This window comes from Zobellia roscoffensis, assembly GCF_015330165.1.
In the GTDB taxonomy this organism is placed as follows: Bacteria; Bacteroidota; Bacteroidia; order Flavobacteriales; family Flavobacteriaceae; genus Zobellia; species Zobellia roscoffensis.
The window spans coordinates 2,582,652-2,608,885 of the sequence record NZ_JADDXT010000002.1 but is presented as its reverse complement, the minus strand read 5'-3'; the positions used below and the strand labels follow the sequence as shown (position 1 = coordinate 2,608,885).

The window sequence follows — 26,234 nt, the reverse complement described above, 5'->3', positions numbered from 1 at the left end:
ATGAAAAGTATACAATATATAAAAACAGGCCTTTTGGTAGTCGTACTTGCCTTTCAACAAAGTTGCAACGAAGATGTGCTTACCCAGACACCAGACCATGTTATTTCAGAGTCTTTAGTAATTAACTCCGTAGATAAGCTACAGGATTTGCTCACCGGATCCTACAGCGAAATTTCAGATGGTTCTTATTTGGGAAGGACCCTCTATAAAAGAGCTGCTGTAAAAGGCACTGATTTCAGGTTCGTAAAAACAACTTTTAACCCAAGAGACTATGAACAAACAGAATACCGCTATGAAGAAAGCAGCAATAACAATGGTGGTGCCGAATCTATGTGGTTGCAATGTTTCAAAGCCATTGGCAACTTGAATCTTATTCTAGATAACATAGAAACCGCCGAAGGTAACGATAGCGAAAGACAACAGATTAAAGCACAAGCTTTGGCACTGAGGGGTATGATTTATTTTGACCTTACCCGAACATTTGCTTACCCGTGGATACAGGAAGGAGCAAGTGCTCAAGGCGTACCGTTAAACCTATCTTCTACCGAAATAATTACGGAGCGAAGTTCTTTGGGCGAAACATACAATCAGATTATTTCTGACCTAAATAGCGCTTTAGACATTATTGAAGAAAATACTTGGGCACAAGGCAGTACCAAATACATTACCAAAACAGGTATTAACGCTTTGTTAGCACGTATTTATTTGTACCAACAAGACTGGGAGAGCGCCCTCACCTACTGTAAAGAGGTCCTTAGTGTAAAAAATGAAGTGGATTTAATGGGTATTGACACCTATATTTTTGATGATTATACAACGGAATCTCTTTTTGAATTGAGTATTACGACGGACAATTCTGTTGGTAGTAACGGTCTTGGTGCGCAATTTGATTTTAGAGAGGGCGGTCAAGGAGATGTGATAGCTACTCAGACTTTTGTTGACCTCATGCAAGCATACGAAGGCGACCCTCGTACCTCCTTACTTCTTGAGGATAAAGAAGGTACCAATGCTGCTTTTGTAAAATACATTAACCGAAGTGGTGATGGCGGGTTAAGTATTCATAACATCCCTATCATACGTCTTTCTGAAATTTACCTTACCGCAGCAGAAGCATGTGCCAATGGTGCAACCGGTGGCGATGCTCGGGCCTTGGTCTATCTAAATACTTTAATTAGCAAGCGTACAACCAATTTAGAAGCTAGCCAAGCAACAGAAAATGGCAATGCACTAAAAGAGCGAATTGCCGAAGAAAGAAGACGCGAACTTGCTTTGGAAGGCCATGCCATTTATGATTACATCAGAACAGGAAAGGACATTAACAGACCTGAATCTGACCATGTAAATACAGGTGTAAATGTAAACAACCTAAACGTTGCGGCCACATCTGCAAAAACTATTTATCCTATTCCTGCAAGCGAAATAGAAGCATCAGGTATGCAACAAACAAAAGGCTACTAAACACTAACCCTTTATTACCTTTTGTAAAATAGCGGAGCAATGCTCCGCTATTTTTTTTTACATAAACCCTATGTACCCTAGCTAAAAATCTTCTAGATTAATAAATGCTGTTTTTATGGTAGAAGTATCTTCAACAACATCTGTCCATGCAAAGTAAACTTTATCCTTAACCAAAGTCATTTGTGGAAAGCCTGTTTTTCTAGATGCACCAAGACTTGCAACCACTATTTCTTTTGAGAATTTTCCTGACTTGTTCACCTTCACAACTTTTACCTGAGCTTCTTTATCAATAGTTTCCATCCAACTTACAATAACATTTTCTCTATCAAGCAAAATAAGGTCTACCCTACCCATGGCATTGGTTTCGCTAATAAGAATAGGCGCTTCAAACTTCTCTCCTCCATCCGAAGAAAAAACCAGTTTTACTTTAGGCTCATTATTCACAGCCGTAAACCAAGCTACGGCCAAATCATTATTAATAGCATCTGCTTTGGGTCCGTTTACCGGGCAGCCTTTTATCTCCCATCCATCATTAAAAATAAATTTAGGCTCCGTCCATTTGCCATTCACTAACCTGGTAATGACAATGTCCCTAATTTCAGCATCGGTCCTATCGCGATATAAAACTACTGGGCCGTTATCCGTAATCGCAGCCGTAGTTTGGCAACAACTACAGGTCTTATCATCCAAAAGCATATCATTACTAACCGCACCATCAGCAGCTACCTCTGCTGCACGAATATTCATTTCACCTTCGTGCCCATGACCTCCGCCACCTGTATTTCTCCCATCTAACCATGTAATAAAAAAAGAATCTTCTTTAAACGGCAGCATGGTTACAAAGCCATGCTCGGTTTTGGTATCGTCAGTATGTAGTGGCAAATTCGTACGCCAAGTAGCATCATCTGATTTCAGATTCATTTCTATATCATAAGAAAAGGTTTCTTTGGATGATTTTTTAAGGATATGGGTTAACAGGTTTCCATTATTTTCTGAGATTGTTGGAAAATCGGCCCAATTAATAAACCAATCAGAACCTTCAAGAATAGTTTCTGGTTTTTGCCATTGTCCATCTGATAAACGTGCATATTTCAATTCTGCCAAGGAATCATTTATTTCATGCACCCATGATAACAATGCACCATCATCAGTACTAAAAAGACTGGGCAAAGAACTGCCTGTTTCAACTGGCGATTCAAGCTGATTTACAACCTCTTTTTCAACTTCAGGTGCTGCAATTTCTTTCTTTTTTGGGACTTCATTACAAGCCAAGAATAGCGTGATGGCACTTACAAGAACCGCGCACTTAATAACTTTCATTACTGTATTTCTTTTAGTTTTTTAATTATTTCTGGTGAATCCCAATCCGTAGCACCTATAATTTCATCAACCTTTTTACCAGACTCATTGTAAATAAAAGTGGTGGGTAACGCATGAATATTCAATTGAACAAGCGCACCGTTGTATCTTATGAACCTAAATTCAAAAGGCTCCGTTTCTTTAAACCCCTCAATTTTTTTAAACGACTCATCCGAAGCTAAAAGAATGACATAACCTTCTTTTTCTAAAATATTCTTGGCCTTCACTAAGCTGGGCATTTCTTCAATACACGGCCTACACCATGTTGCCCAAAAATTCAGGAGAATGCGTTTTCCCTTAAAACTAGATAAAGCAATTGCTTTTCCGTCCAAATCTTGATAAAGGGTTTCTTCTGTTGCTAGGGCAGGAACACCATTTTTCGTTTCTATATCTACTGTACCCTTTTTAGTTACTTCTTGGCATGACATAAGAAGTAGCAAATAGATTACAAAAAGTCTTGATTTCCTTTCCATTTTTTAATAGCGCAAAGCGAATTACAAATGTACCAAAAGCCGGTAATTTAAAGGATGATGCCCCTCTAAAAACCAATCCGAGTACATTAAAATTTTAAGCTATTTTTCAGTAACTAAGCAATTAATCACACAATAAAGACACCTTCAAACGTTATCAATACAACCACAATCTATTCTTGGCACCAAATTTGGGTATCTTTGTTTAGATTGTTAACACGATTAACTTCAATATTTGTATAATGGAACGACGAGCATTCATAAAAAAAAGCGGAATTGCAGGCCTTACTTTGGCGGCTTTACCCAACTTGGCATTTTCTAAAGATTTTGAATATGGCATCCTAGAGTTAATGGGTAAAACAGACATTAAGCTTTACGGAAAAGGCATTAACTTAAGAAAAGAAGCGCACGACGCCTTTATTGAAATGAAGAAAGCAGCGTATAGTGATGGTATCGATCTAAAAGTGGTTTCTAGTTATCGCAGTTTTGAAAGACAACGCTCTATTTGGGAACGCAAGTACCTAAAATATACGGACGATAATAATATGGACCCCCTAGCAGCTATTGATAAAATTATTGAATACTCTACCATACCAGGAACTAGCCGCCACCACTGGGGTACGGATATAGATATTGTAGATGGTAACCGAAATGTAAAAGGAGATATGCTCGTGCCTTCTAAATTTGCCGAGGGTGAACCTTATGCAGATTTTAAGAAATGGATGGATGAAAATGCCAAGGATTTTGACTTTCATTTGGTATACACCGATGTACCTGGTCGCCGAGGGTTTAAATATGAACCATGGCACTTTAGCTATGCCCCTATTTCTGTACCGATGTTAACCGAATTCCGAAGAAAAAACATCATGCAATTATTAAAAGATGAAGATTTTTACGGTAGCGAACATTTTACCGAAGGTTTTCTAACCAACTATATTCAAGACAATATCTTGGATATCAACACACAACTTCTATAGGTCTTTCGTATATTGAGCTGCTAAATAACACTATACCATGCGAGGAGGAAGTTGGAAAATACGAATATTCATTGGCTTGGCCATTGTAGCATTTGCCTTTATTAAACGCTGTAGTAGCAAAGAAGAAAACCCCTATACGGGAAGAGTACAGACCATTAATATGAGTGCCGATCAAGAAATTGCTATCGGGCTTCAGAGTGCCCCGGAAATTGCTCAACAATATGGCGGTTTGTATCCAGATGAAAAACTACAAACCTACGTGGATCAAATAGGCAACAAACTGGTTCAGAACAGTATTGCCAAAGAAACCCCGTATCAATATGATTTTCACCTATTGGCAGATGACCAGACTATTAATGCTTTTGCCTTACCTGGCGGCCCGGTTTTTATTACCTATGCCCTATTCAGACAACTTAACGAAGCCCAATTGGCAGGTGTACTTGGTCATGAAATTGGTCATGTAATAGGCAGACATTCTGCAGAACGCATTGCCGAAGGCGAGTTTTGGCAAACTGTATCTACCGGAGCTTCGGTAGGAGCTGATGCAGGTGGTCTAGTTGGAGGAATTGGGCAAAACACCCTTCTAAAAAATGGTCGTGGAGATGAATTAGAGAGTGATGATTTAGGAGTCCTTTTCATGATAAACTCTGGCTACCAACCCGAAGAAATGATAAAGGTAATGGAGATTTTAAAAGCTGCAGCCGGTCCAAACCGAGCGCCCGAGTTCCAGAGTACACACCCAGACCCAGAAAATAGAATTGAAAAAATACAGGAGTCTATAGAGAAATACCGTAATCAATAAAACTTTTTAAAACATTAAAAAAGGTGTTCAAAACGATACAAATACGCTTTGAACACCCTTTTTGTTTTATTTTACAAATGGCATGAACGGTTGTTAAATTCGTTGAAATGCAGAGACTTGTGTCTTAATTTGTCTATCTTTACACCTCCCAAATACTACCGCTGCTAGAGCAGTATTTTAACCATTATAGCTTTTACATTAATTGATGTCCATAGACAAGACATCTAAAATAAAACTATATGGAGACACTATCGCATTTTAAAAATTTATACACCGAAGCATTCGAGAACTGCAAGCCCACAGTAGTAGTACTACTTCTAAAGGCCTATTCGGTATTTTGTGGATTAATGTTGTTTATAGCTATTTACGCGTTTGTAGACAGAGCCATAAACGGATTTGATTTTTAGTCCACTCCGCGTTTACCACTCTTTTACGAGACACTATATGAAAAAAAAAGCCCGGCCATAAGTTTATGGTCGGGCTTCTTGTTTTTCATAGCAACTGGGCTAATTAAAATTATTAGCTTCCCATCGCTGTTTCTATAACCCTAAGGGCATCAGAAGCATTGGATAGTTCTGCATATTTTTTAATAGTATACCCTTTATCACTTTTTATTTTTAGGTTTGCACCGTTATCTATCAATAGTTCTAGAATCTCTGCTTTATTATATCTGGCAGCAAAAATAGCCGGTGTCATACCTAAAGATTTTTTGTTGACGTCTTCGCCAAGCTCTATTAGTTTCTTTACAGTATCAAAATCTCCTTGCATTATTGCTTTACAAAAAGAAGTTACCTCTACGGTATCTAACATTTCAAATGTTGGAGCATCCGTAGTTGTAGTTGCGTCATTGGCCATTACGGCTGAAGTTCCGACCAAACAGGCCATTGCGAAGGTTAAAAACGTTTTTCTCATGATGAATGATTTAAATTGATGAATATTAATTGATTGTATAAAGATAGACTGGTTTTTTGCGATATTGTTACATCGCCAAGATCATAATAACACAATTTTAACAAATACGTATTTTGATAACACCCACTTAAACAACTGATAATCAATCAATAAAATGAAATACAGAAAGTTTAAAAAAAATTGCTTAATACCTCATTCTATTTACATCGAATTAAAAAAATTCCGCTCGAAACAATAAAAATGTGGCATCTCTAACAAAGCCAAAATCACATTAAAAAAGCAGCACTATAATTGGCTTTTCCTCTTAGATCACAGTACTTTTGAAAATCTAATTTATCAAAGCCATGAACAAAAAAGTAATACTTATGATTCTTGATGGTTGGGGCAAGTCTCCCGATCCAAAGGTCTCCGCAATAGATAATGCCAACACGCCATTTGTTGACTCTCTTTATACAAATTACCCTAACTCAAACCTTCTTACGGACGGTATGAATGTTGGCCTTCCCGAAGGTCAAATGGGCAATAGTGAAGTAGGCCATATGAACTTAGGTGCCGGCCGTATCGTGTACCAAGATTTAGCTAAAATTAATTTAGCGGTAAAAGAAAATACGCTTAAAGATGAAAAGGCTCTGCGCAAGGCTTTCACATATGCTAAAGAAAACAACAAACCTGTGCATTTTTTAGGCTTGGTGAGTAATGGTGGGGTTCATAGCCACATCAACCACATTAAAGGTCTTATTGAAGCTGGAAATGATTCTGGTGTACAGAATATGTATGTTCATGCTTTTACAGATGGTAGAGATGTTGACCCAAAAAGTGGAAAAGGCTTCTTAACCGATCTTAGTGATTTTGCTTCTGATAAAAACACCCAATTAGCTTCTGTAATAGGTAGATATTTTGCCATGGACCGTGACAAGCGTTGGGAACGAGTGAAAAAAGCGTACGATGTAATGGTAAATGCCGAAGGCGAAAAAACTACCGACATCGGTGCTAAAATGCAAGCGAATTATGACAATGGCGTTACCGATGAATTTATTGAACCTATCGTAATGACAGATGACAGCGGAAATCCTGTTGCTAAAATCTCCGAAGACGATGTTGTTATTTTCTTCAACTTCAGAACGGACCGTGGCCGTGAACTTACCGAAGTATTGAGTCAAACCGATATGCATGAACAAAACATGCACAAACTAAAACTTTACTACGTAACGCTTACCAACTATGATGCCTCTTACAATGGTGTTCATGTGGTTTATGACAAAGCAAACATAGAGGACACGCTTGGTGAAGTCTTAGAAAGAGCCCATAAAAAGCAGATTCGTATTGCGGAAACTGAAAAATATCCTCACGTAACTTTTTTCTTTAATGGCGGTCGTGAAGAGCCTTTTGATGGAGAACAACGTCTTTTGTGCCCTTCTCCAAAAGTGGCTACTTACGATTTACAACCAGAAATGAGTGCTTATGAAATTAGAGATGCCATTATTCCCGAGTTACAAAAAGGAGAGGTAGATTTTGTTTGTTTAAACTTCGCCAACCCGGACATGGTGGGTCATACCGGCGTTATGGAAGCGGCAATTAAAGCCTGTGAAGTAGTTGACGAGTGTGCAAAAGCTGTAGTAACCGCTGGACTAGATAACGGGTATACTTCCATTGTAATTGCCGATCACGGTAACTGTGACACTATGGTTAATCCTGATGGTAGTCCAAATACAGCTCATACAACTAACCCTGTTCCATTAATTTTAGTGGACAAGGACATTAAAGCAATTAAAGATGGTGTTTTAGGTGATATAGCCCCAACTATTTTAAAATTATTGGGCGTACCACAACCAGAATTAATGACAAGAGAAGCTCTTGTATAAAAATTAACATCAAATATTTTACCTTTGCCGCTATGATTAAATTAAAAACACCCGAAGAAATAGAACTAATGCGCGAAAGCGCCTTGGTGGTATCAAAAACTTTGGGCATGCTGGCATCGGAAATAAAACCAGGTGTCACCGCCCTATATCTTGATAAATTAGCTGAAGATTTTATTAGGGAACAGGGCGCTGAACCAGGTTTCTTAGGAATGTACGACTTTCCCAATACTTTGAACATGAGCCCTAACGCTCAAGTAGTTCACGGTATTCCAAACGCAGAACCACTGAAAGAAGGTGATATTATTTCGGTAGATTGTGGTGCCTTAAAGAATGGTTATTACGGTGACCACGCCTATACTTTCCCTGTTGGGGAAGTTGCACCTGAGACTGCAAAACTTCTAAAGGTTACCAAAGAATCTTTATACTTAGGAATTGAGCAGTTCAAAACGGGAAACCGTGTTGGTGATGTTGCTTTTGCCGTTCAAAATTACTGTGAGAACCATGGGTACGGTGTTGTGCGCGAGTTAGTAGGACATGGGCTAGGAAAATCATTGCATGAAGGTCCAGAAATGCCCAACTACGGTAAACGTGGTCGTGGTAAACAATTTAAAGAAGGACTTGTAGTTGCCATTGAACCTATGATTAACATGGGCACTAGGCGCATAAAACAGCTTAAAGATGGCTGGACTATATTGACAGCAGATGGACAACCAAGTGCGCACTTTGAGCACAACGTGGCCATTGTAAACGGTAAACCTGAATTGCTATCTACATATCAGTACATTTACAAAGCCTTGGGCATTGAAAGTGATGAAGAAGACAATTTTCGTCAGACGAAATTGGCTCTTTAAACTTAGGTCTACAGAGTTAATTTGTGCTAATTGATGTAATACGTGTCTAAAATTTTTAAGTTTATTCTGAATGCCGTTCCTAGGCCTTTACTCATTAGATTAAGCTATCTAGTGCGCCCTTTATTGGGCATATGGATGCGTGGAAATCGCTATGAAGACCCTATTGATGGAAAGAAATTTAAGAGCTTTCTTCCGTACGGGTATGAAAACCCTCGGGAAAATATCCTCTCACCTTTTACACTTTCATTAGAGAGACATCGTTTGCTATGGCTTTATTTAAAGAATGAGACCAATTTCTTTACCGAGAAGTTAAAAGCGCTCCACTTTGCGCCAGAGCAGGCTTTTTACAAAAGATTTAGAAAACTAAAGAATCTAGAGTATATAACTACCGACCTTTTATCTCCATTGGCAGATGTAAAGGCTGATATTTGCAATTTGCCTTTTGAGGATAATTCTTTTGATGTTATTTTCTGCAACCATGTTCTTGAACATATTCCGGATGACACTAAAGCGATGCAAGAATTATATCGAGTACTTAAAAAAGGTGGATGGGCCATATTACAGATTCCGCAAGACCTAGAACGTAAAACTACTTTTGAAGACGATTCTATCACCGATAAAAAAGAACGTGCTAAAATATTCGGGCAATATGACCACGTTCGCATTTACGGTTGGGACTATTTTGATAAATTGAGAAGCATCGGTTTTATAGTAGATGAAGTAGATTATACGGCCACATTATCTCCTGAAGATATAGACAGATATAGACTTGCTAAAGGAGAAATCATTCCCTTTGTAAAAAAACCACTTTAATCCTTCGCTATCAACGCTTCAAAACCAGGAGTCATATACTCTTGAATCTCTCCCTTTTCATCAACAAATATAATGTAAGCCTCTAGCTCTTGTTCCGTTCTTAACAATTTTAGAACGAGGTCTAACTCCATCGCCATAAAGGAAGTGGCGTATGCATCTGCTTTCGCACAATTATCGGCTAGAACCGTAGCTGCTAGTGTATTGGCATTCTTCGTAAAACCCGTGGTGGGGTCAATAGTATGTACAAACTTTTTTCCGGTAACAGGATCTTCTCTAAAATGCCTATAATTACCCGATGAAGCCAATGCCTTATCCTGCAAGCGGATTGTTGCTTTAAGTTTTCTGGCATTTTCTACCGTTGGATCATCTATACCAACAATCCATGGTTTTTGCTTCAATTGGTTTTGTCCTTTTGCAACCAGCTCCCCTCCTACTTCCAACAAATAATTATCAACTCTATAAGCATCCATCAACTTTGCTAGTCTATCTATAGAATATCCTTTAGCAATAGCATTAAAATCAAAATAGATATTAGGGTTTGACTTTTTAATGGTATTTGCATCTGTCAACTTCACCTTATCAAAACCAACATACTGCAACAAGCTATCCACACGTGTACTATCCATCTGTATTTGCTTCTCAGGCCCAAAACCCCACGCATTGACCAATGCCCCCACTGTAGGGTCAAAATAACCATTAGTAGCCTTATGCACGTCTTGAGACAGCTTAAATACTTCTTGAAACATTGCATCGACCACTAAAGTAGAATCTCCTTTATTTATTTTAGAAATATCGGACGCCGGAATATAAGTAGACAACGAGTGATTGATAGCATCAAAGACAGAATCAATTTGCTTTTGAAGATCCAACTCTTCATGAGATAAATAGATAAGATTATAAGAGGTTCCCAAAGCTCCGCCAGAAGCTTCATTTCTAACTAAATTAGAAGGGTTTCCTCCACAGGAAAGCAAATACAAAGCGCCAAGAAAAACTATAATTCTATTCATCTTTTATTTCGATTAAACCAATATAATCAACCACGTAAGCCTCGTTTAAATATACCGGCAACTCTGAATTTTCGGCATTAGAAAGTCCCACTCCTGCGTAATACGTTTTAGCCTCATGCTTATCCGCGTGATCTTTCATCTTTTTCATAAGTACCTGATCGTATATATTTGGGTTTTCCGGATGCGGAACATATCTCACGACGACAAAGTGTAACACCTTATCTTTCAAACATACAAACTGCGGGTTTCTTTTGGGTTCACTATTTACCCCCATAAATTCAAAACCTTCAGATTCAAGCTCGCGCCCAACAATATTCATTGCCAAGTTATGCAGTTCCCTTTCAGATAATGGTTTGCCCATAACGTTAAAAATTAGGTCAAAAAAAACCGATGCGTAAACATCGGTTTTTTATTTATTCGATTTGCTAAGGAGCAGTATAAAACACAAACCCCTTCGCTACTTAAAATCGTATTACCCACCGAAATCATCAAAACGGATGTGCTCATCTGGAATACCAAAGTCTTCACCCATTTTTTGCACAGCTTTGTTCATCAATGGAGGTCCACAGAAATAAAGCTCAATATCTTCTGGAGAATCATGCTTGCTTAAATAGTTATCAATAACACAGTTATGGATAAAACCTACAAAACCGTCACCTGGAGCGTCTATATCTTCTTTAACTTTCCAATTGTCCTCTTCCATTGGCTCAGAAAGTGCCAAGTAGAATTTAAAATTAGGGAAGTTTCTTTCCAATTCTCTAAAGTGCTCCAAATAGAAAAGTTCTCTTTTAGACCGACCACCGTACCAATATGTAACTTTTCTATTCGTCTTTAAGGTTTTGAACAAGTGGTATAAGTGCGAACGCATTGGCGCCATACCTGCACCACCACCTACATAAAGCATTTCAGAATCCGACTCATTGATGAAGAATTCACCGTAAGGACCTGAAATAGTAACATCATCACCAGGTTTCAAGTTGAAGATATAAGATGAAGCAACACCAGGGTTAACATCCATCCAACCATTCTTAGCACGATCCCATGGTGGAGTCGCAATACGAACGTTCAACATAATCTCTCTACCTTCTGCTGGGTAAGAAGCCATAGAATAAGCTCTTTCCACAGTCTCTGGGTTTTTCATTACCAAAGGCCAAAGATTGAATTTGTCCCACTCTGCTTGAAACTTATCTGGAGTTTCATGCTCTTCCGGGTGGGCAGTAATATCAATATCAGAATATTTAATTTCACATTCTGGAATTTCAATTTGAATATAACCACCAGCTTTATAGCCCATGTCCTCAGGAATCTCAACTACAAATTCCTTTATAAAAGAAGCTACGTTATAATTACGCACTACCTTGGCTGGCCATTTTTTAATACCGAATACCTCTTCAGGAATGGTAATATCCATATCCTGCTTTACTTTCACCTGACAGGCCAAACGAGCACCTGCATTCAATTCTCTTTTGGAGAAATGAGGTGTTTCAGTTGGAAGCGCTTCACCTCCACCGGAAAGTACATGACATTCGCACTGAATACAAGTACCACCGCCACCACATGCTGACGGTAAAAATACTTTTTGGTTACCCAAGGTTGAAAGTAACGAACTTCCAGAGCCTACTTCTATTTTCTTTTCTCCGTTTATGGTAATGGTAACCGGCCCGGATGGAGACAGTTTTTCTTTGGTGAACAATAAAAGGGCCACCAAGACCATCAATAGTATCATAAAGGCGACAACGGTGATTAAAATCGTTCCTCCAGTACTTGTAGCTAATAGCATATCTATTTGTTTATGGCGTCGTTATAAGAGACATCTTTACTGTCAATCTCTTCTTTAATTTCTTTCTTCTCAATTACTTTCTCAGCTGTTGTTTCTTCAACTGGTGCAGGTGCTTCTTCACCACCTCCAGTTAACATACCTCCAAAACTCTGAAAACCGATACCCATTAAACCAGTAATGATAAAAGTAATACCCAAGCCTCTTAATGGAGCAGGTACGTTTGAATATCTAATTTTCTCACGAATAGCGGCAATGGCCAAAATAGCCAAGAACCACCCGATACCGGAGCTGACCCCATAATTAAGTGCCAGACCCAAAGTTTGAATATCTCTAGCTTGCATAAACAGAGAACCACCCAAAATAGCGCAGTTTACCGCAATCAATGGCAAGAAAATACCCAATGAGTTATATAAAGAAGGAGAAAACTTTTCCACTACAATTTCTACCAGCTGAACCATTGTTGCAATGGTTGCTATAAAGAGAATAAACGAAAGAAAGCTTAAGTTGTAATCTGCATATTCAGGACCTAACCATACTAACGCACCATCTCTTAATAGATACTGATCTAACAACCAGTTCAACGGCACGGTAACTGCAAGTACAAAGATTACTGCTGCCCCTAAACCTACGGCAGTAGCTACTTTTTTGGAAACCGCTAGGTAAGAACACATCCCCAAGAACACGGCAAATACCATGTTATCTATAAAGATGGATTTAAAAAATAATTCTATATGCTCTAACATAATTCTATCTTTTTACCTTAATTAATTATCTTCTACCAGTGCAGGATTCCTTGAGCGCTGTACCCATATGATAATACCCACAACAATAAGCGCAGCCGGCGGAATAATCATAAATCCGTTGTTTTCATAACCTGTTGCGTATAATCCTGTTTTTGCAATCGGATCACCCAAAACTTTATAGCCTAAAAGTGTTCCTGAACCCAGAAGCTCTCTGAAAAAACCTACGATTATTAATATAACACCATAACCAAGCGAATTGCCTATCCCATCTAAAAAGGATCTCCAAGGTCCATTTGCTAAGGCGAAGGCTTCAAAACGACCCATAATTATACAATTGGTAATAATCAAACCAACAAATACGGATAAGGTTTTACTTAGTTCGTAAGCAAAAGCCTTAAGCACTTGATCCACTACAATAACCAAAGTAGCAACAACAATTAGCTGAACAATAATCCTAATTTTTGAAGGAATGATATTTCTCATTAATGAGATTACCACGTTACCCGCACCTAAAACGAACATTACAGCAATAGCCATAACAATTGAAGCTTTTAGTTCTGCAGTAATTGCCAAAGCGGAACAAATACCCAATACCTGAATGGTAATTGGGTTATTATCCGCTAACGGATCCGTTATTAAACTTGCATCTTTTTTTGTCAATAGTGCCATATTATTTTGCGCTAACGGTTTGTAAATAGTCTTTATAGAGATTCAAGCTCTCTTTAATCATAGCAGAAACACCGTTACCAGTAATAGTGGCCCCAGCTAAAGCATCTACTTCATTATCATCCTTAGTGTTGTTCAAAGGGTCATTGTTACCTTTGGCAACAGCGATACCAGCATATTCGGTACCTTTAAGAATGCTTTCTCCTGTAAAGTCATCCATAAAATAACGTTGCTTGATGTTTGCACCTAAACCTGGAGTTTCCCCCTTGTGATCAAAGTAAACACCTTGTACCACCATTTTGTCGTCTAGTGCAATAAAGCCCCAAATAGCATCCCAAAGTCCTTTTCCGTACATTGGAATGATGTAGTACTTCTTACCATCTTTCTCGCCTATCATTAACGGTAGCTTAGGCGTTTCACCTTTACCAGCGATAGCCATTTGCTTTTTCATATCTATCAAATAAGCTTCGTCATTTTCTGTGATTTTATCACCTTCAATAACCAATTGCTCTTTGATGTATGATTTAAACTCTCCTTCTACCTCATCGGTTGAAACAAAATTTACACTTCCCTCATCAACATTATCATTTACACCCATGGCGTAAAGAATGTTCTGTTGTTTTTCGAACCGTTCGTTTTCGGTTATTCTATCTTTTAAGCTCGAAGACATAAAAGCAAGAATAGACCCTACTATCACCACCATAACGGCAGCAAAAACAACGGTGTATGAATTTTTATCTGTATTGATTGCCATGATTATACGGTTTCTGCGTGAAGTTCATTTGCCTTGCCAGCTGAATCTTTTGGCAAGATGGTTGCATTTTTCAATCGTTTCATTCTACGTTTTACGTTTCCACGAACCACATAATGGTCAATTGTTGGTGCAAATACGTTCATTAAAAGAATCGCCAAGAAAACACCCTCTGGATACGCTGGGTTAAATACACGAATCATTACCGAAAGGAAACCGATAAAGAAACCATAGAACCACTTACCTCGGTTGGTCTGAGCGCCCGTAACAGGATCAGTTGCCATATAGACAATACCAAAAGCTAAACCACCAACAATAAGATGCTGCCAGAAATCAAAACTCATTAAACCGTAAAATTTACTGGTTTCTCCAATCCAACCTGCATCAACAACCCCGTTAAATATCAAGCCCATTACCAAAGAACCTATTACGGCACTTAGCATAATACGCCAGCTAGCTATTTTACTAAAGATTAAGAACAACCCTCCTAAAAGGATTAAGAATGTTGAAGTTTCACCTACTGAACCAGGAATAAAGCCAAAGAACATATCAGAAATAGAATAAGACATCTCCGCCCCTTTATTCTGCGCTAAATACCCTAAAATAGTCTCACCAGAAATAGCATCTGGACCACCAGCACGTTCAACAGCTTCGTACACCCATACTTTATCTCCACTCATCCAAGTAGGATAAGCAAAGAAAAGGAATGCCCTAATGGTCAAGGCCGGGTTAAGAATATTCATTCCCGTACCACCAAATACTTCTTTACCGATGACAACACCGAAAACAACTGCTACCGCCAACATCCAAAGTGGTGTATCTATTGGAACAATTAACGGAACCAACATACCGGTAACCAAGTAGCCTTCCTCCACTTCGTGCCCTTTGATAACCGCGAAGATGAACTCAACTACAAGCCCCACTCCGTATGATACCACTACCAACGGAAGCACCTTTATAATTCCGATCCAGAAATTATCCCAAGTAAGGAAATTCTCCATTAATGAAAAATTCTCCGGAAATCCGTTAATTGCGGAATAATGCTGATACCCTGCGTTGAACATTGAAAAAAGCAAAACCGGAACCAAGGCCATTATAACCGTGTTCATGGTACGCTTTAAATCATCTGCTGCCCTAACATGAGAACCCGAATGGGTAGTCTCATCTGGAGCAAACAAAAACGTATGCAGTGCATTAAATGCAGGTGCCATTTTTTTACCGCGATAATGGTGCTTTAAAATGTGCAGCCTTTTTTTGAAAGTCAGTCTTTTATCACTCATCTTTATCCTATTTCTTTATGCAATAGATCTAATCCTTCTCTAATAATCTGTTGATGCGGTTGTTTTGAAACACAAACAAACTCGGTCAACGAGAAATCCTCCGGCGCCACTTCATAAAGCCCCAGTTGCTCCATCTCATCTAAATCCTTTATCATACATGCTTTTAGCAACTGCATAGGAAATATATCTAATGGAAATACTTTTTCATACATACCTGTTACCACAAAAGCACGGTGCTCTCCGTTTGTATTTGTATCTAGATTGTATTTTTTATTGGGTTGCATCCAAGAGAATGTTAACGCTCTTGTAGCGGATATTTTATTAAAAACGGGCTTGTTCCAACCAAAGAGTTCATAATCATCTCCTTCCGGAATAGCAGTTACAGTATTATTGTAATACCCTAAATGACCATCAGGTGCGGACTTTGTACCCGTAAGCACATCGCCATTTATCACTCTAAAATTGTCTCCTTCAACACCACTACCATATAAGAAGGTAGAGATTTCGGTTCCTATTTTAGTTGTGTAATATTTTGGAGCTTTTACAGAAGAACCAGCTAAAGCAACAATACGTTCTGCATTGAATTTACCAGTTAACAACAACTCACCAATGATTACTAAATCTTGAGGCGTTACCGTCCAAACCGTTTCTCCTTTATTGATAGGGTCCACTTTATTGATCTGCGTACCAACTAAACCAGCCGGGTGCGGACCTGAAACCTTATGCAGTTCAACACCACTTAAACCAGCCAATGGTGAATTTTCAGATTTCCCTACGGAAACGTGAACTTTACCTGGTGTTAATTTACCCAAAGCGGTAATTGCAGCTTGTAATTCTTTTTCTTTTCCTTGCAGCACATAATTTAAATCTGCCGCCAATGGAGCCGTAACATAACCTGAAACAAATATCGATTTTGGATTTGCATCCGGATCTGCGATGATATCATACGGCCGCTGCTTAATAAAAGGCCAACAACCACCTTTTAAAAGATAGGCTTTCACCTCTTCTTTAGAAGCACTCTCCACGTTTAATAAATCATGCGCAATACCTGTCTGCTCTTTATCTGCCAAAATTTTAAGTGAGAGAATGCGTCTTCGCGCTCCTCTTACAATCTCAACAAGCTCACCACTTACCGGTGAAACGAAAAGCATGCTTTCCTTGTTCTTATTGAAAAAAAGTGGTTCTCCCGCTTTGACTTCAGCACCCTGTTTTACCAACATTTTGGGTGTGACTCCGTGAAAATCGTTTAAGCTTATAGCATAAACGTTACTTAAAACGGCTTTTGAGGTAGTTTGCTCTGCAGCTCCAACAAGTTTTATGTTCAAGCCCTTTTTAATCCTGATGTCTTTAGACATATTGTTCTAGACCTTAGGTTAACAAAATTTCGAGCAAAAATAATACTAAAAGGATTGTTTTCATAATAAATGCCTAGAAATTTGGGCAACACACCGATCTAAATTTTTTAGGTACGCTTTTTGTGTACCTTTACGGCAAAAAATAGCAGGTAATGCGCTTGAATCTTACACAGGTATTTTTCTTCATTTTAACATCTTCATTATGGGCCCAGGTTCAAGTAGAAGTAAATCCACCCGAGAACATTAAAACCGTAATTTTTGGCGGACCAACCGAAGATCAATTCCCTGTTGTTGAGCTTGGTGAAACTATAAAATTAGAATTTGACGACACCACTGCATCTGAAAGTGACTACTATTATAAGATCGTACATTGTGATTACGACTGGCAACCTTCTCAACTTTTAAAGTCGCAATATTTAAACGGTGTAGACAACCAACGTATTACCAATTATGAGAACAGCTACTCTACCCTACAATCTTATTCTAACTATAAATTAACCATACCCAACGAAAATGTAGGACTAAAAGTTAGCGGCAATTTTGTTTTGGAAATCTACAATGACAGTTATGAACTTCAATTTTCGCGACGTTTTGTAGTTTTCAAGGATGTTGTGACGGTAGGAGGCACCGTTAAACGTTCTCGAGATTTTAATTTCATAAACGAAAAACAAGTCGTTCAACTAAGCATCAATGCCGGAAACTTTCAACTTGTAAACCCAAAGAAAGAGGTCAAAATAGCCATTCTACAGAACTACCAATGGGAGACGGCTCTTTATGACATAGCGCCACAATACACTATAGGCACAGAACTCGTATACAAATACGATCAAGAGACCAGTTTTTTTGGAGGTAATGAATTTTTAAATTTTGACACTAGTGACCTGAGAGCCCCTACTTCCCAAATTTCAAGAATAGAGGTAAACGAACTTTACAATCATTACCTGTTTTCCAATACGTATAGAGCAAACAAACCGTATTCCTATTTTCCAGATATAAACGGTGATTTTGTTATCCGCACCTTACAAGGAGAGGATAATTCTAGAGAAGCCGAATATACTAAAGTCCATTTTTCCCTACCCTACGATGAGTTATTGGAATTAGACGAAGTATACGTCTTTGGCAAGTTCAATAACTACGCCCTATCCGAAGAAAACAAAATGACTTACAATGAAAATAACGGCATGATGGAAGCCGCAATAAAACTAAAGCAAGGTTTCTATAACTACAAATACGTTATAAAACGTGAAGATGGCACCATAGAAATCAATACTATTGATGGCAACTTTCACTTTACCGAGAACAGCTACCTAATTCTGGTATATTACAGAAACTTTGGAGACTTGTACGATAGCATTATTGGTGTGGGCTCCGCAAATTCTAGAAATATCAGTAATTAGATTATATTTATCCTTAATTCTATTGGATAAATGACCGACAAACCTGTTGTTCCTGAAAAAGGAAGATACAAACTAGACTACCGAGGCACAGAATGCCTTAACTGTGGGCACCCTTTAGACTTAAGCGACAAATACTGTCCAAATTGCTCACAAGAGAACAGTATTAAGAAAATTACGATCAAAGATTACTTGGATGAATTTTTTGGAACCTTAATTTCCTACGATTCAAGATTGTTCCGCACACTTTCTACCTTATTAATAAGACCCGGAAAAATCACAAAAAGTTACATAAAAGGAAAACGGGTCTCCTACACCAACCCTTTTCGTTTTTTACTGAGTCTTGCCATAATCTTTTTCTTGATCATTAATTTTAGCGGCAATTTCTCTAAGTACGACAAGTATGGAACTCAAGATTTTTCGGAAATAAGCAAATTGGCCTATGAATGGAGTATGGAGCAAAATGCCGATGATACCGCTGAACTCTCAGAACAACTAGACTCACTTAAAAACGTAGTAAATTACAATGGCTATATAAAACATGAACGGGAACGTGATTCGCTAATACTTTTTGACCCCATCGCATATTTTAAAAAAATTGATCAAGGCCCCTTTGGAGACCGTAATAATCAAAAACAGGCTTTCTTTAGTACTATTTTAGAGCATGACACCATATATAGCTATGAGGACATAGTAGACAAATACCAGATTCCAGAAACTTTTGAAAACAAACTCATATTTAATGGTGTAAATGGATTTTCAAAGTTCAGAAAGTCGCCCGGAAGCTTTTTAAGTACATTAATATCAAAATTACCGTTCGTCGTATTTTTCTTTTTACCGGTCTTTACAGTGTTCATTTGGTTGATATATATCAGGAAAAAATACAGTTATACCGATCATTTGATCTTTAGTTTTCACAACACAGCATTATTATTTATCTTGCTCATTATTAGCTATTTGATTGATTCAATTTTCAAGTTTGAGAGCAATTGGATCTTTTTCATGATTTTTTCGACATATCTCTTTGCGGCTATGCGAAATTTCTATGGTCAGAGTATATTTAAAACAATTGTTAAATATCTCTTTCTAAACGCTATTTTTTTTATATTGGCTTTATTATCAACGGTACTACTTTTTACCGGTAACCTTATTACCTTTTAGAAGGAATGCATATGATCACACAAGTAACCAAAGGCATTAAAATTTCCGTGAATACTAGTTTTGAAGGTACATTTTTCAAAAACTACAAGATGCACTTTGCTTTTGGCTATACGATTACCATAGAAAACCAAAGTAAAGATTCTGTTCAGCTTACCTCTCGCCATTGGAAAATCTATGATGCCCTTAACGAACTAGAGGTATTAGATGGTGAAGGTGTGATCGGCAAAAAACCGGTCATTAAACCAGGAGAATCCCACACCTATACTTCAGGCTGCCTTTTAACCTCTCCTATTGGCGCAATGAAAGGCCATTACAATATGGTAAACTTTAGCTCTACGGAAAAATTCAGGGTTTACATTCCTACTTTCAAATTTCATGCACCTTTTGCATTAAATTAGACCATTCAGTTATAATCTACAGTGCTTTAATTGCTTCTAGCTATCAATCTATTAGAATATAGCTTTGGACTCTAATTCATTTTGCTAAAATCTAATTTTCATTAAGATTTTTTTAGCACAATCCTTTTGTGCCATTACCACTTGGCGAGTTTTTTATTCGCACTAAGAAACCTACCTTTACGCTCTATTTTTTAAACTTAACAATAGTATTATGAGCAAAGGTTTTTTTCACGTACCGACAGCGATTAACGAGCCAATAAAAAGTTACGCACCAGGATCTCCTGAAAGAGAAGAAGTGCTAGAGCAATACCGTTCTTATTTTAACGGGAGTGTAGATGTACCTTTATATATAGGCAGCGAAGAAATTAAGACTGGCAACACTAAGCCAATGTCCCCTCCCCATGACCACAAACATATTGTTGGCCAATATCATGTTGCAGAAAAATCGCATGTAACAAAAGCCATTGAAAATTGCTTGGCTTCAAGGTCCGCTTGGGCAGATTTAACTTGGGAACAGCGCGCCGCTATTTTCCTGAAAGCTGCAGAATTGATTGCAGGACCATACCGTGCTAAGATTAATGCCGCAACTATGATTGCACAGTCAAAGAACATTCACCAAGCTGAAATTGATGCTGCGTGTGAATTGATTGATTTTCTTCGTTTCAATGTGGAATACATGTCTGAGATATATGAGGAACAACCAGATTCTGCAGAAGGAATCTGGAACCGTGTAGAATATAGACCGCTAGAAGGTTTTGTATATGCCATTACCCCTTTTAACTTTACCGCTATTGCCGGAAACCTTCCTGCAAGTGCAGCAATGATGGGTAACGTTGTGGTATGGAAACCAAGTGACAGTCAAGTTTTCTCTGCAAAGGTAATTGTTGACATTTTTAAAGAAGCCGGTCTTCCCGATGGCGTTATCAACGTAGTTTACGGAGATCCGGTGATGATTACCGAGACCGTTTTGGCAAGTCCGGATTTTGCCGGTATACACTTTACAGGTTCCACACATGTCTTCAAAGAATTATGGAAGCAGATTGGAAACAATATTCACACCTATAAAACCTACCCAAAGATAGTTGGGGAAACCGGAGGAAAAGACTTTATTATAGCGCATCCTTCCGCAAAACCTCAACAAGTAGCTACAGCAATTGTTCGTGGTGCCTTTGAATTCCAAGGTCAAAAATGTAGTGCGGCCTCAAGGGTTTACCTTCCAAAATCACTTTCGGAAGAAATTCTTGAATCGGTTAAAAAAGACATAGCCTCTTTTAACAAACCAGGGAGTCCGGAAGATATGTCTAACTTTATAACTGCGGTTATTCATGAAGGTTCATTTGACAAATTAGCGAAGTATATAGACCAAGCTAAGGAAGATGACAATGCTGAAATTATTGCAGGCGGAAACTATGACAAGTCCAAAGGCTACTTCATTGAGCCAACCGTTATTCTTACGACAGACCCAAAATACACTACAATGGAAACGGAATTATTCGGTCCTGTAGTTACCATATATGTTTATGAAGACAAGGATTGGTCAGAAACTTTAAAGTTGGTTGACAGTACTTCCGAATACGCTCTAACAGGAGCCGTTCTATCTACGGACAGGTATGCAATTGATGAAGCTACAAAAGCATTACAAAATTGCGCGGGTAACTTCTATATCAACGACAAACCTACTGGTGCCGTAGTGGGGCAACAGCCATTTGGAGGAGCTAGAGCTTCAGGAACGAATGACAAAGCCGGTTCTGCCCAGAATTTATTAAGATGGGTATCCCCTCGTCTTATTAAAGAGACTTTTGTAACTCCAACGAATTACAGATATCCATTTTTAGGATAAGAATAAATTAAATCACACTGATAATCAGTGTTTTATTATCAAATTTTATTAAATTCCCCAATCCTTTTTTTTATTAAACGGATTGGGGAATCTTTATAACCATTAAAACTAAGAAAATGAAAAACCTATTTGTAACCGCATTCTTCATGGTAGCCGCCATGACGTATGCGCAAGAAAAATTGACACAAAACACCATTCAAGGGGTTTTACAAGGAAATCAAGGACAAGTTGTTGCTTTGGCAGAAGCTTTTTCCGAGGAACAATATGATTGGCGCCCTATGGAAGGTGTTAATTCCGTAGCTGAAGCATTGTTACATGTTGCTGGAGGAAATTATTATTTAGCCTCTAAAATGGGCTTTGCACCACCGGAAGATGTAGACATGATGAACCTATCAAAAATTACTGGAAAAGAGAATATCATTGCAGCTCTTAAAAAATCCAATGAGTTTGTTCTTGAAAAAATAATTTTAGTAGAGGATGACCAATTTGGAGAAGAAGTAGATTTTGGTTTTGCTAAAATGAATAAGCTTGGTGGTCTATTAGCTATAATGGAACACAATGGAGAACATAAAGGACAGCTAATAGCCTACGCTCGTTCAAACGGTGTTACCCCTCCTTGGAGTAAATAAGTCCAGAACAACACTAAAAGCCCTTGTTTATGATTATAATCAGGGGCTTTTTTATGCCTTATTTTCAAATTTTACCGACAAACTGCACAATTTAGATTCTTGGTTAACGTTATATTTACATTAAACTAACAAATAAGCGACATTCGGCTTTTACAAAATTACCTCAACTAAGACCAAACACATCATAAGTAGTTGATTTTTAGATTTTTAGATTTTTAGATTTTTAGATTTTTAATATTTTACTTTTTTATTTAAAATCAAAATACAAAAATTGATTTACAAATCTGATTTTCAGTAAAATACTTAACTAAATATCAGTAAAACATAGTTTTAGTGTAAATTTAACGTTAAGTAATTGTAAATTAAACGTAATAATTACGTACTTTGTAGTAACTGTAAAAATGAAGATTATGGATATGCAGAAAACATACAGTAAATTTAGAATGCTAGCAGACTGCCTACATATACATATATGGGCTCATTTAAAAATTTTCGCAAGAAAATATAGAAAAGCGTATTACCACTTACTAAGCTTGTAGTTTAGCCTTTATATTTCATGGGTAAGTACACCACTTTTTTAGTTTCAAAAAAAGCTTCATCAAAATAATTGGTGAGGTCATAGATTTCTATGGCCTTATATCCATCAAGTTCCTCGGACAAATCACCACCTTTTAGATAAAGAATTCCATTGCGACGTTCGTGGAGTGAGTCTTTCTTTATTTTACCTTTTACCCAATGCACAAAAGTGGGCATTGCAGCAACTGCCCTACTTACAATAAAATCATGTTGGCCTTTAGTTTCTTCGACCCTAGAATTAACAGCAGTTACGTTATCCAAATCCAATCCTTGGATTACTTCCTGAACTACCTTTATTTTTTTACCAATTGAATCAACTAAAGTAAACTGCACCTCTGGAAACAGTATAGCCAGCGGAATACCTGGAAAACCTCCACCTGTACCCACATCTAGAACAGACGCTCCATCCTTAAATTGCTGAACCTTAGCTATTCCCGCAGAATGTAATACATGTCTTAAATAAAGCTCATCTATATCTTTCCTAGAAACAACATTGATCTTCTGATTCCAATCTTTATATAATTCTTCCAGTAATATGAACCGTTTTTGCTGAAGATCTGATAAATTGGGAAAATATTTAAAAACTAATTCGGCAGTCATGCGTATATTTGTATAGTTGCAAAACTACTATATTCGTTGATGAAATAACATTTTATCACCATATAAAGCTTAACATTTCTACGATATCTATCAATAATATTATTTTATGGACCAAAAAACAGTACGATTCTCCAGAAAAGATCCCGCACAGTTCTTCAGAACATTGAACAAACGTGTAAACGATTATTTTAAGGAGAACAAATTAAAGAAAACAGGCAACTGGCGCTTACACCTTAAAACGGTGATTATGTTCGCTATGTTCCTAACCCCCTACTTTTTAATTTTAACCTTAGGACTACCCATTTGGGCCAATCTTCTACTTACTATTGTCATGGGCGTGGGTATGGCCGGTGTAGGCATGAACGTTATGCATGATGGCAATCATGGTGCCTATTCCAATAAAAAGTGGGTCAACAAACTTATGGGGAGCAGTATCTATATTTTAGCAGGAAATGTATATAACTGGCAGGTTCAGCACAATGTACTGCACCATACCTACACCAACATTCATGAACATGATGAAGATATGGAAGCTGGCCGTATTCTGCGTTTTTCCAAGCATGCTGAATGGCAAAAACACCATAAATTTCAACATTTTTACTCTGTTTTCCTATATGGCCTTTTAACTTTCAACTGGGCTATTACAACAGATTTCCAACAGATGTACCGTTATATGAAACGCAAGCTTTCTTATGGCAAACTACCAAGTGCAGCCATGAACTGGAGTACACTTGTGATTACAAAAATTCTATACATCACCATATGGATTGTTCTACCCCTTATTTTCGTTGATATGGCTTGGTGGATGATATTAATTGGCTTCTTTATTATGCACTACGTAGCCGGTGTTATTCTAAGTGTAGTTTTTCAATTAGCACATATTGTTGACGAAGCGGACACGCCTCTTCCTGACGAAACGGGGACAATGAAAAACACATGGGCTATTCACCAGTTATTTACAACTGTAAATTTTGGCACTAAGAACAAGATTGTAAACTGGTTTACCGGGGGATTAAACCACCAAGTGGAACATCACATTTTCCCTAATATTAGCCATGTACATTACACAAAAATTGCAGAAATTGTGAAAGAAACGGCAAAAGAATTTAATTTGCCGTACCACGAGTACAAAACTACCCGAAAAGCTATAATTTCGCACTTTAGACATTTAAAGGAACTGGGCAAAAGACCTGCCTTGAACCTGTAATAGACACAATAAAAAAAACTTTATTAGCACTGGTAATTTAAGTTACACAGCGTACAAACCTTAGTTTTATTATGACATCATCAACTGCTACGAAAAATCAACTTTCTGACCGCATCAACAGTCTTACCCCTTCGGCTACACTAGAAATGGCTGCCAAGGCTAGAGAATTACGTGCTGCAGGTAAAGACATTATCGGTTTAAGTTTGGGTGAACCTGACTTTAACACACCAGATTACATTAAAGAAGCTGCTATAGAAGCGGTAAACCAAGATTACAATACATACACACCGGTAGATGGTTATGTTGATTTGAAAGAGGCTATTATTACCAAATTCAAGAGAGATAATGGCATTACGTATGAACCTTCTCAAATTGTTGTATCTACAGGTGCCAAACAAGCTTTGTACAACATTGCCCAAGTTGTTTTGAACGAAGGCGATGAAGTTATTTTACCTTGTCCTTACTGGGTAAGCTACAGTGATATTGTAAAATTAGCAGACGGTGTACCTGTAGAAGTTGCTACAAGCATTGAAAGTGATTTTAAAATGACACCTGAGCAATTGGCAGCTGCAATCACTCCCAAAACAAAAATGCTTTGGTACAGCTCTCCTTGTAACCCAAGTGGTTCTATCTATAGTAAGGCTGAATTACGGGCTTTAGCAGACGTTTTACAGAAACACCCACAGATTATAGTAGTTAGTGATGAGATTTACGAACACATCAACTATGGTGTTACCGAACATGCCTCCATGGCCGCGTTCGATGATATGTTTGACCGTACCGTTACCGTAAACGGAGTTGCCAAGGCATTTGCAATGACCGGATGGCGTATTGGATATATTGGAGGCCCAACTTACTTAGCTCGTGCTTGCAATAAATTGCAAGGTCAAGTTACAAGTGGAGCCAACTGTATAGCTCAGCGTGCAGTTATTACGGCCTTAACAGAATCGCCAGACCGTATAAACTATATGGTAGACGAGTTTAAAGAACGTAGAGCTATTATTCTTGAACTATTAAACGGCATCGACGGATTTAAATGTAATGAACCGGATGGTGCATTTTATGTATATCCTGATGTAACTGCTTATTTTGGAAAAACCTTAAATGGCGTTACAATAAATAATGCTTCTGATTTTGCCATGTACCTGTTAGAATACGCAAATGTAGCTACCGTTACAGGTGATGCTTTTGGTAACGGAAACTGCATCCGTATTTCTTACGCTGCAGCTGAAAAAGAAATTAGAGAAGCTATTTCTAGAATTGAGAAAGCCCTGAAATAGTAGGTTTAAACTTAATCGAAATCCCTCTAAAGGTTATTGACTTTTAGAGGGATTTTTTTATTG

The 26,234-nt window shown here is 37.9% G+C and carries 26 protein-coding genes; 14 read left to right on the top strand and 12 right to left on the bottom strand.

Features of this window, described 5'->3' with window-relative positions:
* Complete coding sequence (locus IWC72_RS10970) at positions 1–1,458, top strand: RagB/SusD family nutrient uptake outer membrane protein (RefSeq protein WP_194529795.1); 1,458 nt, start codon at positions 1–3, stop codon at positions 1,456–1,458.
* 81 nt (positions 1,459–1,539) lie between these two features.
* Here IWC72_RS10970 and IWC72_RS10965 read toward each other — a convergent pair whose 3' ends face one another.
* Both IWC72_RS10965 and IWC72_RS10960 read right to left on the bottom strand, forming a co-directional pair.
* A complete protein-coding gene (locus IWC72_RS10965; RefSeq protein ID WP_194529794.1) occupies positions 1,540–2,778 on the bottom strand; it encodes a hypothetical protein in 1,239 nt (412 codons plus the stop codon).
* Positions 2,778–3,290 carry a TlpA family protein disulfide reductase gene (locus IWC72_RS10960; protein ID WP_226979543.1) on the bottom strand — a complete coding sequence of 171 codons (513 nt, stop codon included), beginning with the start codon at positions 3,288–3,290 and terminating at the stop codon, positions 2,778–2,780. Before IWC72_RS10960 ends, IWC72_RS10965 begins: the two co-directional genes overlap by 1 nt.
* 239 nt (positions 3,291–3,529) lie before the next feature.
* Here IWC72_RS10960 and IWC72_RS10955 point away from each other — a divergent pair, with 239 nt between their 5' ends.
* The 3 genes from IWC72_RS10955 (at position 3,530) to IWC72_RS10945 (ending at position 5,473) form a co-directional block, all read left to right on the top strand.
* Positions 3,530–4,264 carry a M15 family metallopeptidase gene (locus IWC72_RS10955; protein WP_194526241.1) on the top strand — a complete coding sequence of 245 codons (735 nt, stop codon included), beginning with the start codon at positions 3,530–3,532 and terminating at the stop codon, positions 4,262–4,264.
* A 37-nt stretch (positions 4,265–4,301) separates the two neighbouring features.
* Entirely contained in the window at positions 4,302–5,066 is a 765-nt protein-coding gene (locus IWC72_RS10950) for a M48 family metalloprotease (protein ID WP_194526240.1), read from the top strand.
* Between the two features lie 239 nt (positions 5,067–5,305).
* Complete coding sequence (locus IWC72_RS10945) at positions 5,306–5,473, top strand: DUF6747 family protein (RefSeq protein ID WP_194526239.1); 168 nt, start codon at positions 5,306–5,308, stop codon at positions 5,471–5,473.
* Positions 5,474–5,585: 112 nt separating this feature from the next.
* Here IWC72_RS10945 and IWC72_RS10940 read toward each other — a convergent pair whose 3' ends face one another.
* Positions 5,586–5,978 (bottom strand): ankyrin repeat domain-containing protein, encoded by a 393-nt coding sequence (locus IWC72_RS10940; RefSeq protein WP_194526238.1) that lies wholly within the window; start codon positions 5,976–5,978, stop codon positions 5,586–5,588.
* A gap of 344 nt (positions 5,979–6,322) precedes the next feature.
* Between IWC72_RS10940 and gpmI the strand changes: the two genes are divergently transcribed.
* From gpmI to IWC72_RS10925, 3 genes are read left to right on the top strand one after another with little or no spacing between them, the layout of a single operon-like run.
* Complete coding sequence (gpmI, locus tag IWC72_RS10935; protein WP_194529793.1) at positions 6,323–7,840, top strand: 2,3-bisphosphoglycerate-independent phosphoglycerate mutase; 1,518 nt, start codon at positions 6,323–6,325, stop codon at positions 7,838–7,840.
* A gap of 32 nt (positions 7,841–7,872) precedes the next feature.
* A complete protein-coding gene (map, locus tag IWC72_RS10930; protein ID WP_194529792.1) occupies positions 7,873–8,691 on the top strand; it encodes a type I methionyl aminopeptidase in 819 nt (272 codons plus the stop codon).
* Between the two features lie 42 nt (positions 8,692–8,733).
* Positions 8,734–9,504, top strand: coding sequence for a class I SAM-dependent methyltransferase (locus tag IWC72_RS10925; protein WP_194529791.1), 771 nt, complete (start codon positions 8,734–8,736; stop codon positions 9,502–9,504).
* On the opposite strand, the gene IWC72_RS10920 is transcribed toward IWC72_RS10925, so the two are convergent.
* From IWC72_RS10920 to IWC72_RS10885, 8 genes are all read right to left on the bottom strand, one after another.
* The gene (locus IWC72_RS10920; RefSeq protein ID WP_194526234.1) at positions 9,501–10,511 is read right to left on the bottom strand and encodes an FAD:protein FMN transferase; all 1,011 of its coding nucleotides are present in this window, start codon (positions 10,509–10,511) and stop codon (positions 9,501–9,503) included. The two genes, IWC72_RS10925 and IWC72_RS10920, sit on opposite strands and share 4 nt — an antisense overlap.
* The gene (locus IWC72_RS10915) at positions 10,504–10,872 is read right to left on the bottom strand and encodes a Na(+)-translocating NADH-quinone reductase subunit F (RefSeq protein WP_194529790.1); all 369 of its coding nucleotides are present in this window, start codon (positions 10,870–10,872) and stop codon (positions 10,504–10,506) included. The genes IWC72_RS10920 and IWC72_RS10915 overlap by 8 nt, the downstream gene beginning before the upstream one ends.
* 111 nt (positions 10,873–10,983) lie before the next feature.
* Entirely contained in the window at positions 10,984–12,291 is a 1,308-nt protein-coding gene (nqrF, locus tag IWC72_RS10910) for an NADH:ubiquinone reductase (Na(+)-transporting) subunit F (protein WP_194526232.1), read from the bottom strand.
* A 2-nt stretch (positions 12,292–12,293) separates the two neighbouring features.
* On the bottom strand, positions 12,294–13,034 hold the full coding sequence (nqrE, locus tag IWC72_RS10905; protein ID WP_194526231.1) for an NADH:ubiquinone reductase (Na(+)-transporting) subunit E: 741 nt from the start codon (positions 13,032–13,034) through the stop codon (positions 12,294–12,296).
* 21 nt (positions 13,035–13,055) lie between these two features.
* Complete coding sequence (locus IWC72_RS10900; protein WP_194526230.1) at positions 13,056–13,703, bottom strand: NADH:ubiquinone reductase (Na(+)-transporting) subunit D; 648 nt, start codon at positions 13,701–13,703, stop codon at positions 13,056–13,058.
* 1 nt (position 13,704) lies between these two features.
* The gene (locus tag IWC72_RS10895) at positions 13,705–14,454 is read right to left on the bottom strand and encodes a Na(+)-translocating NADH-quinone reductase subunit C (RefSeq protein ID WP_194526229.1); all 750 of its coding nucleotides are present in this window, start codon (positions 14,452–14,454) and stop codon (positions 13,705–13,707) included.
* Positions 14,455–14,456: 2 nt separating this feature from the next.
* Positions 14,457–15,731 carry an NADH:ubiquinone reductase (Na(+)-transporting) subunit B gene (locus tag IWC72_RS10890; RefSeq protein WP_194526228.1) on the bottom strand — a complete coding sequence of 425 codons (1,275 nt, stop codon included), beginning with the start codon at positions 15,729–15,731 and terminating at the stop codon, positions 14,457–14,459.
* Positions 15,732–15,733: 2 nt separating this feature from the next.
* Positions 15,734–17,086 (bottom strand): Na(+)-translocating NADH-quinone reductase subunit A, encoded by a 1,353-nt coding sequence (locus IWC72_RS10885; protein WP_194529789.1) that lies wholly within the window; start codon positions 17,084–17,086, stop codon positions 15,734–15,736.
* 152 nt (positions 17,087–17,238) lie between these two features.
* Here IWC72_RS10885 and IWC72_RS10880 point away from each other — a divergent pair, with 152 nt between their 5' ends.
* The 5 genes from IWC72_RS10880 (at position 17,239) to IWC72_RS10860 (ending at position 22,508) form a co-directional block, all read left to right on the top strand.
* Positions 17,239–18,483: a type IX secretion system plug protein gene (locus tag IWC72_RS10880; RefSeq protein WP_194529788.1), complete on the top strand. Its 1,245-nt coding sequence runs from the start codon at positions 17,239–17,241 to the stop codon at positions 18,481–18,483.
* A 30-nt stretch (positions 18,484–18,513) separates the two neighbouring features.
* Positions 18,514–19,641: a DUF3667 domain-containing protein gene (locus IWC72_RS10875; RefSeq protein WP_194529787.1), complete on the top strand. Its 1,128-nt coding sequence runs from the start codon at positions 18,514–18,516 to the stop codon at positions 19,639–19,641.
* An 11-nt stretch (positions 19,642–19,652) separates the two neighbouring features.
* Positions 19,653–20,039, top strand: coding sequence for a Co2+/Mg2+ efflux protein ApaG (gene apaG, locus IWC72_RS10870; protein ID WP_155597605.1), 387 nt, complete (start codon positions 19,653–19,655; stop codon positions 20,037–20,039).
* 211 nt (positions 20,040–20,250) lie between these two features.
* A complete protein-coding gene (pruA, locus tag IWC72_RS10865) occupies positions 20,251–21,879 on the top strand; it encodes an L-glutamate gamma-semialdehyde dehydrogenase (protein WP_194526224.1) in 1,629 nt (542 codons plus the stop codon).
* A 116-nt stretch (positions 21,880–21,995) separates the two neighbouring features.
* On the top strand, positions 21,996–22,508 hold the full coding sequence (locus tag IWC72_RS10860; protein WP_194529786.1) for a DinB family protein: 513 nt from the start codon (positions 21,996–21,998) through the stop codon (positions 22,506–22,508).
* A 540-nt stretch (positions 22,509–23,048) separates the two neighbouring features.
* On the opposite strand, the gene rsmG is transcribed toward IWC72_RS10860, so the two are convergent.
* Positions 23,049–23,684, bottom strand: coding sequence for a 16S rRNA (guanine(527)-N(7))-methyltransferase RsmG (gene rsmG / locus IWC72_RS10855; RefSeq protein ID WP_194529785.1), 636 nt, complete (start codon positions 23,682–23,684; stop codon positions 23,049–23,051).
* Between the two features lie 106 nt (positions 23,685–23,790).
* On the opposite strand from rsmG, the gene IWC72_RS10850 reads away from it, so the two are divergent.
* Together IWC72_RS10850 and IWC72_RS10845 are read left to right on the top strand one after the other, a co-directional pair.
* A complete protein-coding gene (locus IWC72_RS10850; protein WP_194526221.1) occupies positions 23,791–24,891 on the top strand; it encodes a fatty acid desaturase family protein in 1,101 nt (366 codons plus the stop codon).
* 71 nt (positions 24,892–24,962) lie between these two features.
* Complete coding sequence (locus IWC72_RS10845) at positions 24,963–26,171, top strand: pyridoxal phosphate-dependent aminotransferase (protein WP_194529784.1); 1,209 nt, start codon at positions 24,963–24,965, stop codon at positions 26,169–26,171.
* Positions 26,172–26,234 lie beyond the last annotated feature (63 nt).